This window comes from Klebsiella sp. 10982 (assembly GCF_048589245.1).
GTDB lineage: Bacteria > Pseudomonadota > Gammaproteobacteria > Enterobacterales > Enterobacteriaceae > Klebsiella > Klebsiella quasivariicola.
Genome location: NZ_JBMAXV010000035.1, coordinates 14,530 through 29,128, shown reverse-complemented (window position 1 = coordinate 29,128; position 14,599 = coordinate 14,530). Strand labels below are relative to the sequence as shown.

At 58.4% G+C, this 14,599-nt stretch carries 17 protein-coding genes; 9 read left to right on the top strand and 8 right to left on the bottom strand.

What is annotated here, in order from left to right:
- Nucleotides 1–17 precede the first annotated feature (17 nt).
- Both ACKLKD_RS21450 and ACKLKD_RS21445 read right to left on the bottom strand, forming a co-directional pair.
- Entirely contained in the window at nucleotides 18–1,388 is a 1,371-nt protein-coding gene (locus tag ACKLKD_RS21450) for an NAD-dependent succinate-semialdehyde dehydrogenase (RefSeq protein WP_087805813.1), read from the bottom strand.
- 158 nt (nucleotides 1,389–1,546) lie between these two features.
- Nucleotides 1,547–2,461: an Rpn family recombination-promoting nuclease/putative transposase gene (locus ACKLKD_RS21445; RefSeq protein ID WP_080898024.1), complete on the bottom strand. Its 915-nt coding sequence runs from the start codon at nucleotides 2,459–2,461 to the stop codon at nucleotides 1,547–1,549.
- Between the two features lie 215 nt (nucleotides 2,462–2,676).
- Here ACKLKD_RS21445 and ACKLKD_RS21440 point away from each other — a divergent pair, with 215 nt between their 5' ends.
- From ACKLKD_RS21440 to ACKLKD_RS21405, 8 genes are all read left to right on the top strand, one after another.
- Nucleotides 2,677–3,492 (top strand): helix-turn-helix domain-containing protein, encoded by an 816-nt coding sequence (locus tag ACKLKD_RS21440; RefSeq protein ID WP_080898025.1) that lies wholly within the window; start codon nucleotides 2,677–2,679, stop codon nucleotides 3,490–3,492.
- A gap of 47 nt (nucleotides 3,493–3,539) precedes the next feature.
- Nucleotides 3,540–4,202, top strand: a complete 663-nt coding sequence (locus ACKLKD_RS21435) for a LysE family translocator (RefSeq protein ID WP_080898026.1) — start codon at nucleotides 3,540–3,542, stop codon at nucleotides 4,200–4,202.
- Nucleotides 4,195–5,487 carry a DUF445 domain-containing protein gene (locus ACKLKD_RS21430; RefSeq protein WP_087805811.1) on the top strand — a complete coding sequence of 431 codons (1,293 nt, stop codon included), beginning with the start codon at nucleotides 4,195–4,197 and terminating at the stop codon, nucleotides 5,485–5,487. The genes ACKLKD_RS21435 and ACKLKD_RS21430 overlap by 8 nt, the downstream gene beginning before the upstream one ends.
- A 53-nt stretch (nucleotides 5,488–5,540) precedes the next feature.
- Nucleotides 5,541–6,788: a multidrug efflux MFS transporter MdtM gene (gene mdtM / locus ACKLKD_RS21425; RefSeq protein WP_087805809.1), complete on the top strand. Its 1,248-nt coding sequence runs from the start codon at nucleotides 5,541–5,543 to the stop codon at nucleotides 6,786–6,788.
- A gap of 25 nt (nucleotides 6,789–6,813) precedes the next feature.
- Nucleotides 6,814–7,053: a DUF2164 domain-containing protein gene (locus tag ACKLKD_RS21420; RefSeq protein WP_008807589.1), complete on the top strand. Its 240-nt coding sequence runs from the start codon at nucleotides 6,814–6,816 to the stop codon at nucleotides 7,051–7,053.
- A gap of 97 nt (nucleotides 7,054–7,150) precedes the next feature.
- The gene (locus tag ACKLKD_RS21415; RefSeq protein ID WP_080924947.1) at nucleotides 7,151–8,302 is read left to right on the top strand and encodes a double-cubane-cluster-containing anaerobic reductase; all 1,152 of its coding nucleotides are present in this window, start codon (nucleotides 7,151–7,153) and stop codon (nucleotides 8,300–8,302) included.
- 9 nt (nucleotides 8,303–8,311) lie between these two features.
- Nucleotides 8,312–9,079 carry a putative 2-hydroxyacyl-CoA dehydratase activator YjiL gene (yjiL, locus tag ACKLKD_RS21410; RefSeq protein WP_087805807.1) on the top strand — a complete coding sequence of 256 codons (768 nt, stop codon included), beginning with the start codon at nucleotides 8,312–8,314 and terminating at the stop codon, nucleotides 9,077–9,079.
- The gene (locus tag ACKLKD_RS21405) at nucleotides 9,076–9,330 is read left to right on the top strand and encodes a DUF3343 domain-containing protein (protein ID WP_087805805.1); all 255 of its coding nucleotides are present in this window, start codon (nucleotides 9,076–9,078) and stop codon (nucleotides 9,328–9,330) included. Before yjiL ends, ACKLKD_RS21405 begins: the two co-directional genes overlap by 4 nt.
- On the opposite strand, the gene ACKLKD_RS21400 is transcribed toward ACKLKD_RS21405, so the two are convergent.
- From ACKLKD_RS21400 to ACKLKD_RS21385, 4 genes are all read right to left on the bottom strand, one after another.
- Nucleotides 9,327–10,391 (bottom strand): DUF2955 domain-containing protein, encoded by a 1,065-nt coding sequence (locus tag ACKLKD_RS21400; RefSeq protein WP_080898032.1) that lies wholly within the window; start codon nucleotides 10,389–10,391, stop codon nucleotides 9,327–9,329. The two genes, ACKLKD_RS21405 and ACKLKD_RS21400, sit on opposite strands and share 4 nt — an antisense overlap.
- Entirely contained in the window at nucleotides 10,381–11,448 is a 1,068-nt protein-coding gene (locus tag ACKLKD_RS21395) for an HlyD family secretion protein (protein ID WP_025713134.1), read from the bottom strand. The genes ACKLKD_RS21400 and ACKLKD_RS21395 overlap by 11 nt, the downstream gene beginning before the upstream one ends.
- 6 nt (nucleotides 11,449–11,454) lie before the next feature.
- A complete protein-coding gene (locus tag ACKLKD_RS21390; protein WP_087805803.1) occupies nucleotides 11,455–11,919 on the bottom strand; it encodes a MarR family winged helix-turn-helix transcriptional regulator in 465 nt (154 codons plus the stop codon).
- Between the two features lie 162 nt (nucleotides 11,920–12,081).
- Nucleotides 12,082–12,246, bottom strand: coding sequence for a DUF1127 domain-containing protein (locus ACKLKD_RS21385; protein WP_087805801.1), 165 nt, complete (start codon nucleotides 12,244–12,246; stop codon nucleotides 12,082–12,084).
- Between the two features lie 177 nt (nucleotides 12,247–12,423).
- On the opposite strand from ACKLKD_RS21385, the gene ACKLKD_RS21380 reads away from it, so the two are divergent.
- Entirely contained in the window at nucleotides 12,424–13,836 is a 1,413-nt protein-coding gene (locus tag ACKLKD_RS21380; protein ID WP_025713136.1) for a PLP-dependent aminotransferase family protein, read from the top strand.
- Nucleotides 13,837–13,915: 79 nt separating this feature from the next.
- Here the strand turns inward: ACKLKD_RS21380 and ACKLKD_RS21375 are convergent, their stop codons facing one another.
- Both ACKLKD_RS21375 and ACKLKD_RS21370 read right to left on the bottom strand, forming a co-directional pair.
- Complete coding sequence (locus tag ACKLKD_RS21375) at nucleotides 13,916–14,218, bottom strand: BrnA antitoxin family protein (RefSeq protein ID WP_025713137.1); 303 nt, start codon at nucleotides 14,216–14,218, stop codon at nucleotides 13,916–13,918.
- On the bottom strand, nucleotides 14,205–14,492 hold the full coding sequence (locus ACKLKD_RS21370; RefSeq protein ID WP_025713138.1) for a BrnT family toxin: 288 nt from the start codon (nucleotides 14,490–14,492) through the stop codon (nucleotides 14,205–14,207). Before ACKLKD_RS21370 ends, ACKLKD_RS21375 begins: the two co-directional genes overlap by 14 nt.
- Nucleotides 14,493–14,599: the final 107 nt, after the last annotated feature.

Here is a 14,599-nt window from a genome sequence, read left to right as displayed (position 1 = left end):
ATGGCCGGATCATAGGCTTAGCGGCGCACCACCACCAGCTTCTGGTTCACAAACTCTTTGATGCCGAGATCGGAGAGCTCCCGTCCGTAACCGGAACGCTTGACGCCGCCAAACGGCAGCTCTGGCGCGGTATCGGTGAGCCAGTTGATATAGACCATTCCGGTTTCAATGGCGGAGGCCATCCGTTTGGCGCGTTCGATATCCTGACTGAAGACCGCGCCGCCCAGACCATAGTGGGAATCATTGGCCAGCTGGATTGCCTCCTCGTCATTTTTCACCACGTAAATCTGCGCTACCGGGCCAAAGAACTCCTCGAAGTACGCCGGGTTGTCACGGGTGATACCGGTCAGGATGGTGGGTTCAAAGAAGTTACCGTCCCGGGCCACCGCTTTGCCGCCCAGATGCAGCTTAGCGCCATTTTTCACCGCCTCGTCCACCTGTTTGCTTAAGGTGTCCAGCGCATCTTTGGAAGAGAGTGGCCCCAGCGTGGTGCTTTCATCCAGCGGATCGCCAATTTTCACCTGGCGAAACGCCTCGCTAAATTTCGCCAGGAACGACTCAGCGATATTTTCGTGCAGGATAAAACGCTTGGCGGCGGTACATACCTGGCCGGCGTTATTCAGCCGCGCCTGGACGCCGATTTTCACCGCGCGCTCCAGGTCGGCATCGTCCAGCACCACAAACACATCGTTGCCACCCAGTTCCAGGGTCGATTTCTTAATATGCTTCGCCGCCTGCGCCGCCACTACGCTGCCGGCTTTCTCCGACCCGGTTAGCGCCGCACCCTGCACGCGATCGTCGGCGATAATGTTCGCCACCTGATCCTGAGAAATAAACAGGTTGGTCCACGCCCCTTCCGGTGCGCCGGCCTCACGCACCAGATGGGCAAAGGTTTCCGCGCAGTGCGGCACAATGCTGGCGTGTTTGGCGATAACCGGGTTACCGGCCGCCAGGTTTGGCGCCAGGACGCGCATCAGCTGGTAATAGGGGAAGTTCCACGGCTCCACCGCCAGTAAGACGCCAATGGGATGGTGCTCAACCCAGGCTTCACCCAGTTCGGAGGGGTATTTTACCGGCGCCAGGAATGATTTGGCGTTATCGGCGTAATAGCGGGCGATCTGCGCGCAAAGTTTCACTTCGCCGCGGCTCTGCTTAATGAGTTTCCCCATCTCCTGGCTGGCGATTTTTGCCAGCTCCTCCGCCCGGCTGTCGATCAGATCAGCCAGCTTATGCAGTACCGCCAGCCGCGGTTCAATATCGCCTTTTGCCCAGGCAGAATGATAGAGCGCATCCGCCTGCTGCAGCGCCGCCTCCACGTCCGCGTCGCTGTGCGCCGGGTACGTTTTAATAAGCTGATTGTTCGCAGGATTCACCGTCTGATAGGCCATATCGCATGTCTCCTTGTTATCGCTATTAAGGCAGTCAAAAATGCCGCTAAGGATATTAAGGGTAGTCGAGATGGCTGGCGATGCGGGTAAAGTTAGGTATATCCGGAATATTCCATAAAGAGGCTAACCGGGACTACCGTCAGGCCATCCCGGCGTTATTAATGCGCCAGCGCGGCGATCTCATCGGCGGCCAGGCCGGTGATTTTCGCTACCGTCTCGCGGGGGATACCGTCGTCCAGCATCCTCTGTGCAATACGCAGCGCCTCGGCATGCTGTCCTTCTTGCCGGCCTTCCCGTTTGCCTTTTCTGCGGCCCACTTCCTGTAATCTTTCGGCGATGGTCATTAAGCTCTCCCTGTGCTGAGGAACCCGCTGCGCCACTTCGCGGATAAACCGGCCAAAGCGGCGCGCGTTGCCAGTCTGCAGCAGATAATTAAACAGCGTTTTTAGCTGTCTGTCATTAGCGTCCCCGTTAAGTAAAATCGTCGTCAGTTGCTCAACAATGTTCATTAAATCGCGCTGGCGAATATGCTTCTGTATCAGCTCAAGTAACGCCACGCGCCGATGGCTAACAATCTCCTCGTCAGGGATCACCGTGATATCCACCAGCGGAAAGGGCGATGCATAAAGCTCCCGCGCCAGCGGCGGATCGGTAAAGCAGTCCAGCCAGTTGAGCGACCACGGATAGGGCGTGGTCGCTCCATGGTAAAACAGCATCGGCACCACCAGCGGTAGTTTTGTATGACCGCCATCCAGATGACGCTGCATCGCGGCGATGGCGTAGCGCATCAGGCGAAAGGCCATCTGCGCGTCCGGCGAGCTTTGATGTTCGATAACCACATAAACGTAGCCTTCGCCCGATGCGGTTTTAAGTGACCACAGCACATCGGAGTACCAGGCGCGCAGGCTCTCCTCGATAAAGCTTGCCGATTCCAGCTGTAAGGTATCGAGGTCGCAGCGCTGACGCAGCGCAGGCGGTAAATGGATCGCCAGGAAATCACGCGCGGTGTCGGCCTGGGTAAGAAACTGTTTAAACACCGCATCATGCGGCGTCGAGGTGGTGCCCTTTGCCATCGGCTCGTCCCTGCCTGCTTATCCTGCAGGGACTCTACGCCCTCAGAATGGCTCTGACACCCGGGCAATACAACCTTTACGCGCCGCCGCGAAAATAGATTTACCCGGACTGCAAGCGCATTATCTTTTTTCGAGGCTATACGCAAATCCAGGCGGGCGACAGCCTCTGCGCAGCATGCTATAAACGACGTATCCCTTCAGCAAAGGCCGAAGCAGTGAACCATACACGAGATATTCCCCAAACCTTCTGGCGAGACGATCGTCTGCCGTGGCTGGAGCTGCGCAGCACCTGGCGCAGCCGCCAGGCCTACAAGCGCCACAGCCATCCCCAGCTTTCCGTAGGGGCGATCGTCGACGGCGAAACGCGCTGCCTGTGCAATGGTGAAGAATATCTCCTGCAGCCCGGGGATCTGATCGTGATCCCGCCGCAGGCGCCCCATAGCTGTAATCCGCTGCACGGCAGGCCGCGGAGCTATCATATGCTGTACCTGGAGACGGCGTGGTGCCATGCGCAGCGCCCGGATATTCTCCACAACGCCACTCTCGCGACATCGCAGCCGCTGCAGCGAGATGAGGAACTCTTTACCCGCTATCAGCATATCGTGGCCTTGATGGCACAGGGCGAGATTGCGCAACTCCCCGCTCTGGTGGCGCAATTGTTGCAATCTTTGCCGCTATACGCCGCTGCACCACCAACACGCCATCCCGCCAGCGCCCTGCTGTTTCAGCGCCTGGCAAACACGCTGCCGACACCGCCGTCGCTGGATAAGCTGGCCTACGACAGCGCGCTTCGCAAAGAGACCGTTATCCGCGCCGTAAAACAGGATACCGGCCTGACGCCTGCCAGTTTGATCAACATGGCGCGCATCGAATATGCGAAAACGCGCTTACGCGCCGGGGACCCTATTGCCGACGTCGGCTATCAGGCCGGATTTGCCGACCAGAGCCATTTTCATAAAACCTTTGTCAGCTATACCGCCGCCACGCCGCGGCAGTATGCGCAACGCAGATCAATATCCGACAATAAGTAATTTTTCACCAGGCGTAAGGTGGCCTCAGCACCATTATCGAGGCCACTATGCATACCTTATCGACGCTCTTTCCCTCTGCCTTCCCGGCGTTAGCCCTGTCCCACTTTGTCGCCCTGCTCAGCCCGGGCCCCGATTTTTTCCTGCTGGTCGGCTACGCCGTGCGCTACCGGATCCGCGGCAGCATCGGACTGTGTCTCGGCATCGCCGCCGGCAATGCGCTGTACATTGTGCTCGCCATCGTCGGCTGGGGGCTTTTGCGGCAGGCACCGCTGCTGTTTTTACTCATCGAACTGTTGGGGGCGGGCTATCTATTGTGGATTGGCAGCCTGCTGATACGCAGCCGCCCCGCGGCGCTGGCGGTGGAAAGCGTGCGCGCATCGCGACCAGGGATCGGCAAGCAACTGCTGCTTGGACTGGGGTCATCGCTGCTCAACCCGAAGAACGCGCTGTTTTATCTGGCGCTGATGACCTCCCTGCTCGGGCCGGCGGTCACGCTGCTTCAGCAAACGGTGAGCGGGCTGTGGATGGTCAGCGTGGTATTCCTCTGGGATTTCCTGCTGGTCAGCGCAATTGCGCTGCCGCAGGTACAGCGCCGCCTGAGCGCCATCGTCTGGCGGGTCGAGCGGGCGGCAGGGGCGATCCTGATGCTCTTCGGTCTGTGGATTATCTGGCGATTTTTGCACGACCTCGCCGTCAGGCTATATGCTTAAGCTTATGGAAAAACTCGCTGAACTGAAACGCGCCAAACTGCTGGCGCTGTCGCTGCTGCTGATTGCAGCCGCCATTTTTATCACTACCCTCGTGCTACCACCGTCGCCCTGGGTCGGTGCGCTAAAAGCTATTTCCGAAGCGGCGATGGTCGGGGCGCTGGCCGACTGGTTTGCGGTAGTGGCTCTGTTTCGTCGTATTCCGTTGCCGTTTGTCGCCCGTCATACGGCAATTATTCCGCGCAATAAGGATCGTATTGCCGATAATCTCGGTCATTTCGTACAGGAAAAATTCCTCGATACCCCGTCGCTGGTCGCGCTGATCCGCCGCTACCAACCGGCGCTGATGCTCGGCAACTGGTTCAGCCAGCCGGAGAACGCCCGGCGTGTTGGCCAGCACCTGCTGCAGGTGATGAGCGGTTTTCTCGAACTGACCGATGACGCGCGCATTCAACGTCTGCTGCGTCGGGCGGTGCATAAGGCAATCGATAAGGTCGACCTGACGCAGACCAGCGCCATGATGCTGGAGGGACTGACCCGCGACAATCGCCATCAAAAGCTGCTGGATTCGTTGATAAACCAGCTGATCGCTCTACTGCAGCGCGACAACTCCCGCGCCTTTATCGCCCGCGGCATCGTGCACTGGCTGGAGACCGAACACCCGCTGAAGGCCAAACTGCTACCCACCGAGTGGCTCGGCGAGCACAGCGCCGAGATGGTCACCGACGCGGTAAATACCCTGCTGGACGAGGTGACTCACGACCGCACGCATCAGATTCGTCAGGCCTTCGACCGCGCGACGCAAAAACTTATCGATAACCTGAAATCCGACCCGGAGATGGCGCAGAAGGCCGAGAATATTAAAGCCTGGTTGAAAAACGATGAAACCTTTAACCACTACCTTGGCGAGGTATGGGGCGACCTGCGCAGTTGGGTAAAAAACGATATCAGCAGCGACGATTCGCGCATCAAGCAACGCATCGCCGAGGCCGGGCAGTGGTTCGGCGAAACCTTACTCCGCGACGACGCCCTGCGCGAATCGCTCAACGAACACCTGGAACAGGCGGCGCACCGGGTGGCGCCGGAGTTCGCCGCCTTCCTCACCCGCCATATCAGCGACACGGTGAAGAGCTGGGACGCCCGCGATATGTCGCGGCAGATCGAACTCAATATTGGTAAAGATCTGCAGTTTATTCGCATCAATGGCACCCTGGTAGGGGGAACCATCGGCCTGTTGTTGTGGCTGTTCTCGCAGATCCCTTCGCTGCTGCAACTGCATATTGGTTAGCAATGATACTATCCGAACAATAGCGCTGATAAATATTCCACAGGGAGGGCGAAATGATGCACCGGATTTCCCACTGGCTGACCCGCCACGCCGCCGCGCTGTTCTTCCCGGCAGCGCTAATCCTGTATGATTTTTCCGCCTATCTCACCACCGACCTGATCCAGCCGGGGATCCTGCACGTGGTGCGCGATTTCAATGCTGATGTGGCGCTGGCTCCGGCCTCGGTAAGCCTGTATATGGCCGGCGGCATGGCGCTGCAGTGGCTGCTGGGGCCGCTCTCTGACCGGATAGGACGGCGTCCGGTGCTGCTCACCGGCGCGCTGATTTTCACCCTCGCATGCCTGGCGACCCTGTTCACCACCTCCATGACCCAGTTTCTGATTGCCCGCTTCGTGCAGGGCACCAGCATCTGCTTTATCGCCACCGTCGGCTACGTCACCGTGCAGGAGGCCTTTGAGGAAAAAAGGTCGATCAGGCTGATGGCGGTGATCACCTCCGTCGTGCTGGTGGCGCCGATCGTCGGCCCGCTCTCCGGCGCGGCGCTGATGCATTTCATCCACTGGAAAGCGCTGTTCGGTATTATCGCCGCCATGGGGCTGGTGGCCTGGCTTGGCCTGCTGTTGACCATGCCGGAGACGGTGCGCCGCGGCGATGTACCGTTCAGCCCGCTCGGCGTGCTACGCGATTTTCGCAACGTCTTCCGTAACCGCATCTTTTTGCTCGGCGCCGCCACGCTGTCGCTGAGCTATATTCCGCTGATGAGCTGGGTGGCGGTCTCGCCGGTGATTTTAATGGACGCCGGCGGACTGACCACCAGCGAGTTCGCCTGGAGCCAGGTGCCGGTCTTCAGCGCCGTCATCATCGCCAACCTGTCGGTGGCGCGCTGGGTAAAAGACCCTACCCGTCCGCGCTTTGTCCTCAGCGCGGTCCCGGTGCAGATGCTCGGCCTGGCCATCCTGATCGTTGGCAATCTGGTGTGGCCGCATGTCTGGTTGTGGTCGGTGCTCGGCACCTGCTTCTACGCCTTCGGCATTGGGCTGATTTTCCCGACGCTGTTTCGCTTTACCCTCTTTTCCAACGACCTGCCGAAAGGCACAGTCTCCGCCTCGCTGAATATCGTGATCCTCAGCGTCAGCGCCTTATCGATTGAAGGCGCGCGCTGGCTGTGGTTCCATGGCGGCAGACTCCCCTTCCACCTGCTGGCGGTAGCCGCCGGGATTATCGCCGCCTGCAGCCTGGCCGGGCTGTTACGCCACCAGCGCCAGCGTGGGCAAGGGGTCATCGAAGCCCGGCAGTCGTGAGACCTTTTACGGAGAAAGCCCTATCATGAACGATATTGAACTCAGCCCGGCGCAGCGCGACCTGCTGCGCGACAAGCTCAGCAAGTACTGCGAAGAGACCTTCAACCTCGAGCTGGAGCAGTTTGACGCCGAATTTTTCGTCGACTTTATCGCCAAAGAGCTGGGTCCACTGTTTTACAACGCCGGCATCGAAGAGGCCATCCGCACCCATCTGGCATGGAGCGAACGTATCCAGGAAGAGATGGATTTGAAAAAGGTCTATTAACACCGCGCACAGACGCAGGAGATCAATAAAACCCTGCAAACACCATGGCTATAATGGCGACTCTTTCAGCATCTCCCGTGTACGGGGAAGGAAAATCATGTCGCTTATCACCGATCTACCCGCCATTTTCGACCAGTTCTCGGCAGCTCGCCAGAAGGGCTTTCTCACCGTCATGGATCTTAAAGAGCAGAACGTGCCGCTGGTGGGCACTTACTGCACCTTTATGCCCCAGGAGATCGCCATGGCGGCGGGCGCCGTTGTCGTCTCGCTGTGCTCCACCTCCGATGAAACCATTGAGGAAGCGGAAAAAGATCTCCCGCGCAACCTTTGCCCGCTCATCAAAAGCAGCTACGGCTTCGGCAAAACCGATAAATGCCCCTACTTTTATTTCTCTGACCTGGTGGTCGGGGAAACCACCTGCGACGGCAAAAAGAAGATGTACGAGTACATGGCCGAGTTCAAGGCGGTCCACGTCATGCAGTTGCCGAACAGCGCCCACGATGCCGCCTCGCGCGCACTGTGGAAAGCGGAGATCCTGCGCCTGCAGCAGGTAATTGAAGCCCGGTTTGGCGCGCCGATTAGCGAGGCGGCGCTGCGTGAAGCCATCGTGCTGAAAAATCGCGAGCGCCGGGCGCTGGCCCACTTCTATCGTCTCGGTCAGCTCAATCCGCCAGCGCTCAGCGGCAGCGACATCCTGAAAGTGGTGTACGGCGCCACCTTCCGTTTCGACAAAACCGCTCTGATTGATGAACTTCATGCCATGGCGGAGCGCGTCCATCAGGAGTGGCAGCAGGGTAAACGGCTGGAATCACGTCCACGGATCCTGATCACCGGCTGCCCGATCGGCGGCGCGGCGGAGAAAGTGGTTCGCGCCATCGAGGAAAATGGCGGCTGGGTGGTCGGCTATGAGAACTGCACCGGCGCGAAAGCGACCGAGCGCTGCGTGGCGGAAGAGGGCGACGTCTACGACGCCTTAACCGATAAATATCTTGCCATCGGCTGCTCCTGTATTTCCCCCAACGACCAGCGTCTGCAGTTGTTGAGCCAGATGGTGGAGGAGTATCAAGCCGACGGCGTGATCGACGTCATTCTGCAGGCCTGTCATACCTATGCCGTGGAATCGCTGGCGATTAAACGCCATCTGCGCCAGCAGCACGATCTTCCTTACATGGCGATTGAAACTGACTATTCGACAGCAGACCTCGGCCAGCTCAGCACCCGCGTCGCCGCCTTTATCGAAATGCTGTAAGGAGCTCGCGTGAACTATACGGTTGGCATTGATTCTGGCTCTACCGCCACGAAAGGCATCCTGCTGGCGGACGGCGTCATCGTCCGCCGTTTCCTCTGCCCCACCCCCTTTCGCCCCGCCGACGCCATCCATGAGGCCTGGGAGACACTGCGCGCTGGTCTCACGGAGACGCCCTTTTTAACCCTCACCGGCTATGGCCGCCAGCTGGTGGATTTCGCCGATAAGCAGGTGACGGAGATTTCCTGCCACGGCCTCGGCGCTCGCCTGCTGGCGCCGGAAACCCGCACGGTGATTGACATCGGCGGCCAGGACAGCAAAGTCATCCAGCTGGACGCCGGGGGCAACCTCAGCGACTTTCTGATGAATGACAAATGCGCCGCCGGCACCGGGCGCTTTCTGGAGGTGATTTCCCGAACCCTCGGCGCCAGCGTCGAACAACTGGACGCCATCACCGACGGCGTCGCGCCGCATGCGATTACCAGCATGTGCACGGTGTTTGCCGAATCGGAGGTCATCAGCCTGCGATCGGCGGGGGTCGCGCCGGAGGCGATTCTGGCGGGGGTGATTAACGCCATGGCCCGGCGCAGCGCGAACTTTATTGGCCGCTTAGCGGCGCAGGGGCCGCTGCTGTTTACCGGCGGCGTCAGCCACTGCGCCACCTTTGCCCGCATGCTGGAAAGCCATGTCGGCATGGCGGTGACGACCCATCCCGACGCTCAGTTCGCCGGGGCGATCGGCGCGGCGCTGATCGGCCAGCGCCAGCGGAGGCGCGGATGACAACCTTCCTGTTTTTATTTCATTCCACGGTGGGGGTGGTGCGAATGCGCAAAGCCCTGCAGGCGGCGGGAATGTCCTTCGAGGTGAAGGATATTCCCCGCCAGCTGCGCAGCGGCTGCGGGCTGTGCATTCTGCTGGAGGGGACGGAAGACGCAGCGCGAAGCTGGATCCTGCCGAAGCTGACGGCGGCGCTGTATCAGCAGGACGGGGAAGCATGGCGCTGTGTGGCTACCTTCCCGCAGGCGGATTAATCGGTTATGACAAAGCGCGTCGCCGCAAAGCAGTTCAGCAGACGATGCATGAGAAAGACCAGGGTTAGCGTCACCACCAGCGAGACCGTCACCGAGGTGATACGGTACAGGTCGCTGAATACCAGATCCTGATACGGATGCAGGTTCTGGCCGAACATAATGCCGATGGTGGTGATGCTGGCGAAGCCGACCCCGGCGCCCACTTTTTCCATCACGTGCAGGCGGGCGCTGAAGGCCAGTCCGAGACCAATCAGCGGCATCATCAGGATCATGTGGTTGCTGAAATCATAGATAATCAGCTGCACCACCAGTATATAGAGACAGGCCAGCACCACCCCTACAACGCGCCAGATCGAGCTGATCACCGCCCCGCGATAATGCATCGGAAACAGGATCAGGATCCCGGCCATCAGCGCCGACAGCGAGTCGCTAAGATCGCAGACCTGAAACACCACGAAAATCATCGTCGCCACCGTGCCGGAAAGCAGCGACTCGTGGCGAATGCGGGCGGCATCTTTTTCAATCCGTGGCGGCGGCTTGCGCGGCTCGACGTCCGGAATGAGATAGTGGAGCAGCGCGCTCAGCGCTACCGCCAGCACGCAGGCTTCCATGTTAGAGAACATCAGGGTGTGCCAGTTGCTGGTGGGATAGCTCATAAAGTTGAGCATCGTGCTCTGGCACACTACCCCCATCGACCCCAGCAGGAACAGCGGCCCCTGGCTCATAAAGCGGAAACGCATCACGTACAGGGCAAACACCACCAGGGTCATGATCACCGGCCATTGCGACAGATAGCCGACAATAAGCACCATTTCGACGCAATTCACCGCCGCGCTGAACACAAACTGGCGGGCGACGTGGCGGTTAAACATCGGCACTAGCGACATCAGCATCAGCGGGTAAACCACGAAAAACACACCGTACTGGACGTCGTAGAAAGTGGAGATGCTGAGCGCAATAGTTCCGGCCACGGCGACACGCACCGTCTGGCGAAAATCATTCGCCGTGTAGACGATATTGCCGTGCGGCGTAAAGACATGCGCCAGGGTATTAATAGACATAGTGCAACCAGCTCACCAGGTGGATCTGCAGGCCGGCAAAGGTACGGGCGAAAGGTCCTTCGCTATTGTACAACTGCACCGTGGCGCGGGCGCCGGTCGGCAGTGGTTTCTCCAGCGGCTGATCCAGCGCGACGTGAATGCGCATCCGCTGAGCGTCGCGCACCCAGCGGGTGGACTGTTCCGGCTGCGACAGCTGGCCGTTCACCGCCTCCTGCCCCGCCAGGATCCCGGCGTCGCTGCTGGTCACGTGCGCCGGGAAGACTTGACCCGGCAGGGCATCGAAGACCACCGCCGCATCGGTATTCACCGCGGTGTGGCGCAGACTCTTTTCACGGAAGTCGGCGACGATGTCAGTATTGTTGTTGACCAGCGCCAGCACAGCCGTCGCCGCGGTGGCGTAGATCCCCGGGTTCAGCTGCAGGTTGCTGACCATACCGTCAGTTTCTGCACGCACCTGGGTCCAGGCCAGGTTTAGCTGCGCCTCCTCCAGCGCGTTGCGGTATTTCTGCAGGGTGACATTGCGCTTATCGTCGCGCTCGCCGCGCTGGATCAGCAGGTTCTGGATCTGCGCATTCAGCGCCGAGACCGACTGCTCGCTGGTCTGCCAGGTGGTACGCACCTTATCGAGGTCGGACTGCGAGACGTTCTGCATGGTACTCAGGCGCTGGTAGCGATCGAGCGTGACCTTATCGTTACGCGCGGTGTACTGTGCGGTGCGCAGGTTGGCGCGGGCGGCGGCGATTTGCGCGTCCAGTTGCTGGTTGCTCAGTTTCGCCTGCTCAAGGGCGATTTGCGCCGCTTCAACTTTATTAATGAATGGCGTTGGGTCGAGTTCATACAACAGGTCGCCCTTTTTCACCTGGCTGTTATTGTGCACGTAAACGTGCGAGACATAGCCGGAGACCCGTGACGATACCGGTGTGACCACGCGCATGACGGTGGAATCCGGCGTCAGCGGGATCCAGATATCGGCAACGATAAACCAGGCGAATATTCCCAGAAAAGCGGCAATACTCACCCGTACCCAGCGGGCAAATTTTTGTTCAGGCGTCATCATAGTGTGTTAGATCTTGTTATCTTCTTCGCGGATATTCCGCAAACGGCAGGCGATTTGATTTAACGTGGCGCTGAAGGTGGCGAGGTCGGCTTCCGGGATAGTCTGAGTGACGCGCTCCTGATAGGTCTCGATCACGCAGCTCAGTTTTTCCAGAATTGCCCGACCCTCGGCGGTCAGCGCCAGCAGGCGAATGCGTTTGTCATATGGCGATGTGGAACGCACCAGATAGCCCTGCTTTTCCAGTAATGAGAGGGTGCGCATTAGCGGCGGCAGTTCAATGCCCTGCACCTCCGCCAGTTCGCTGACTGAGACATTGTCTCCCAGCTGATGCAGTTGCATCAGCACCGTCCAGCTGGACTGGGTGAGTCCGGTATCGGTGATAGCGGAGTCAATAATGGCGCGCCACTGGCGCACCACCATGGCCATTCTCATCCCCAACGGGCGGCGGGCAAACAGGTCGTCTTCAGTCACAGCTTTTCCTCTCATTGTTGAGAAGAAAATAATACTTATCAGGGTAAGTATCAAGAAACGGAAGGTCGTGCCGCATCAATTGATAAATTTCGTGAATGTATCCCGGCGGCGCCTGGCGATCACCGGGATAATGAAAAAAGGTTGTCTTGAAAACCGCACGTTTTAATTGATCTGATCCCGACGCAGACCGATGTCTTTCAGCTGATCGTCACTCATTCGCTGCAAAATTCTGCGCGTTTTCTCCTGAAGCCACCATTTTTTGACAAACCTCGCCAGCAGTACGAAACCGATAAACGGCTGTTTTGCCCTGTTCTCGTGAAATTCCATCCTCTACCTCCTCACCTTGCCAGAGGCTTTATCTTCACGGATCCAGGGGTAAATAATACAGATTCAAAAAATACTTTTCTTTAACATACAGATTAGCTAAAACGTACACCAGACCTCATTTTTCATGGCCATCTGTACTGGTTACTCCATCTGTATGGCGGAAATTAAGGATACAGTATGACCCGCTACCAACATCTCGCTACCCTGCTGGCTGAACGTATTGAACAGGGCCTGTATCGCCACGGCGAAAAACTACCCTCAGTGCGCAGCCTGAGCCAGGAACATGGCGTCAGCATCAGTACGGTCCAGCAGGCCTATCAGCTGCTTGAGCAGCAGCAGCTGATTGTGCCCCAGCCTCGGTCGGGCTATTTCGTCGCCCCCCGCAAGGCCCAGCCGCCGGTACCGCCGATGTCGCGCCCGGTGCAGCGGCCGGTGGAGATCACCCAGTGGGACCAGGTGCTGACCATGCTCGACGCCCGCTACGATAAAACGATCATCCCCTTCGGCGGCGGCTCACCGGACGTGACGCAGCCAAGCCTGAAGCCCATCTGGCGCGAACTGAGCCGGGCTATCCAGCATAACCTCAGCGAGGTGCTGAACTATGACGAGCTGGCCGGGCGCCGCGAGCTGCGCGAACAGATTGCCCGCCTGATGCTTGACGGTGGCTCGGTGGTAACAGCCGACGATCTGGTGCTTACCAGCGGCTGCCATAGCGCGCTGTCGCTGGCCCTGCTGTCGGTGTGCCAGCCAGGGGACATCATCGCCGTAGAATCCCCCTGCTACTACGGCACCATGCAGATGCTGCGCGGGCTGGGATTAAAAACCATTGAGATCCCCACCGATCCGGAAACCGGGATCAGCATTGAGGCCCTGGAGCTGGCGCTGGATCAGTGGCCGATCAAAGGGGTGATCCTGGTACCCAACTGCAATAACCCACTGGGCTTTATCATGCCGGACGCCCGTAAGCGCGCGGTGCTGAACCTGGCCCAGCGCTACGATATCGTGATTTTCGAGGATGATATTTACGGCGAGCTGGCTACCGAGTACCCGCGCCCGCGCACCATTCACTCCTGGGATATCGACGGCCGGGTGATGCTCTGCAGCTCTTTTACCAAAACCATCGCCCCCGGACTGCGTATCGGCTGGATAGCCCCCGGGCGCTACTACGACAAACTGCTACAAATGAAGTACGCCGCCAGCGGGACCAACGTCCCCTCCACCCAGCTGGCGGCCTGCAATTTTATTCGCGAAGGCCACTACCACCGCCACGTGCGGCGAATGCGACAGATCTATCAGCGCAATATCGAGATCTACACCTGCTGGCTGCGGGAATTTTTCCCGTGCGGGATCTGCGTCACCCGGCCGAAGGGCGGTTTCATGCTGTGGGTCGAACTCCCGGAGCAGGTAGATATGGTCTGCGTCGCCAAGCAGTTGTGCCGGCTGAAAATCCAGGTCGCGCCGGGCTCGCTGTTTTCCGCAGCGGGCAAGTATCGCAACTGCGTCAGAATCAACTGCGCCTTGCCGCCAACCGAAAAACATAAAGCGGTGATGGTGAAGCTGGGAGAAGCGGTGAAGGTGGCGATGGAGTGAAGTTTAACCTGTTCTCCCCGGTGGCGCTGCGCTTACCGGGGCTACGGGCTCCGAAAATACGCAGCGCCGCTACCAGGAACTATTTCTTATTTAGATCGCGAATCATCGCTTCTCTTAAAATCGCATTCAGTCGAGTTTGATAGCCTTTTCCTGGACGTTTGAGCCACTCCATGACATCGGCATCAATGCGCACCGAAGCCTGAGTTTTTAGCGGTCGGAAAAATTTACCGCGTACGGCATCTGACCATTGCGCATCGTCTGTCGCAGGGATATCGCTGTAATCGATGTCTTCGTCGGCTTTGCTCGCCAGCGCTTGGAGTTCGGCATCACGCTTAACGGTAAGCGCCGCCGTGTTGTCGCGTTTATGCTTAACCATGCTCATAACGATTCCTCTCTTTTCTGTCCGCCTTCCGGGCGCTGATAATACGAATAACCTCAGTTCCGCTTTCAAAACGAACCGAATGCGCCACCAGGATAACAAGGATCCCATATACAAGACCGATGGTTTGCCAGCGATATTCACCATTCTCAAACCGATCCTGGCGGGAAAGGTGCCTGGGATCGTCAAAGACTAACACCGCTTCTTCAAACCGGATTCCATGTTTTCGTAGATTACTTAATGCCTTGTTTGCATCCCATTCAAACTCCATTGGCATACTATTCATCCTTTTGTATATACAAAAAAGTATATACGATTATCCGGTGATAATAGTGACAGCGTTGGAAAAAACCTCACATTTTTAATAGGTAATTTGTAAAGGCA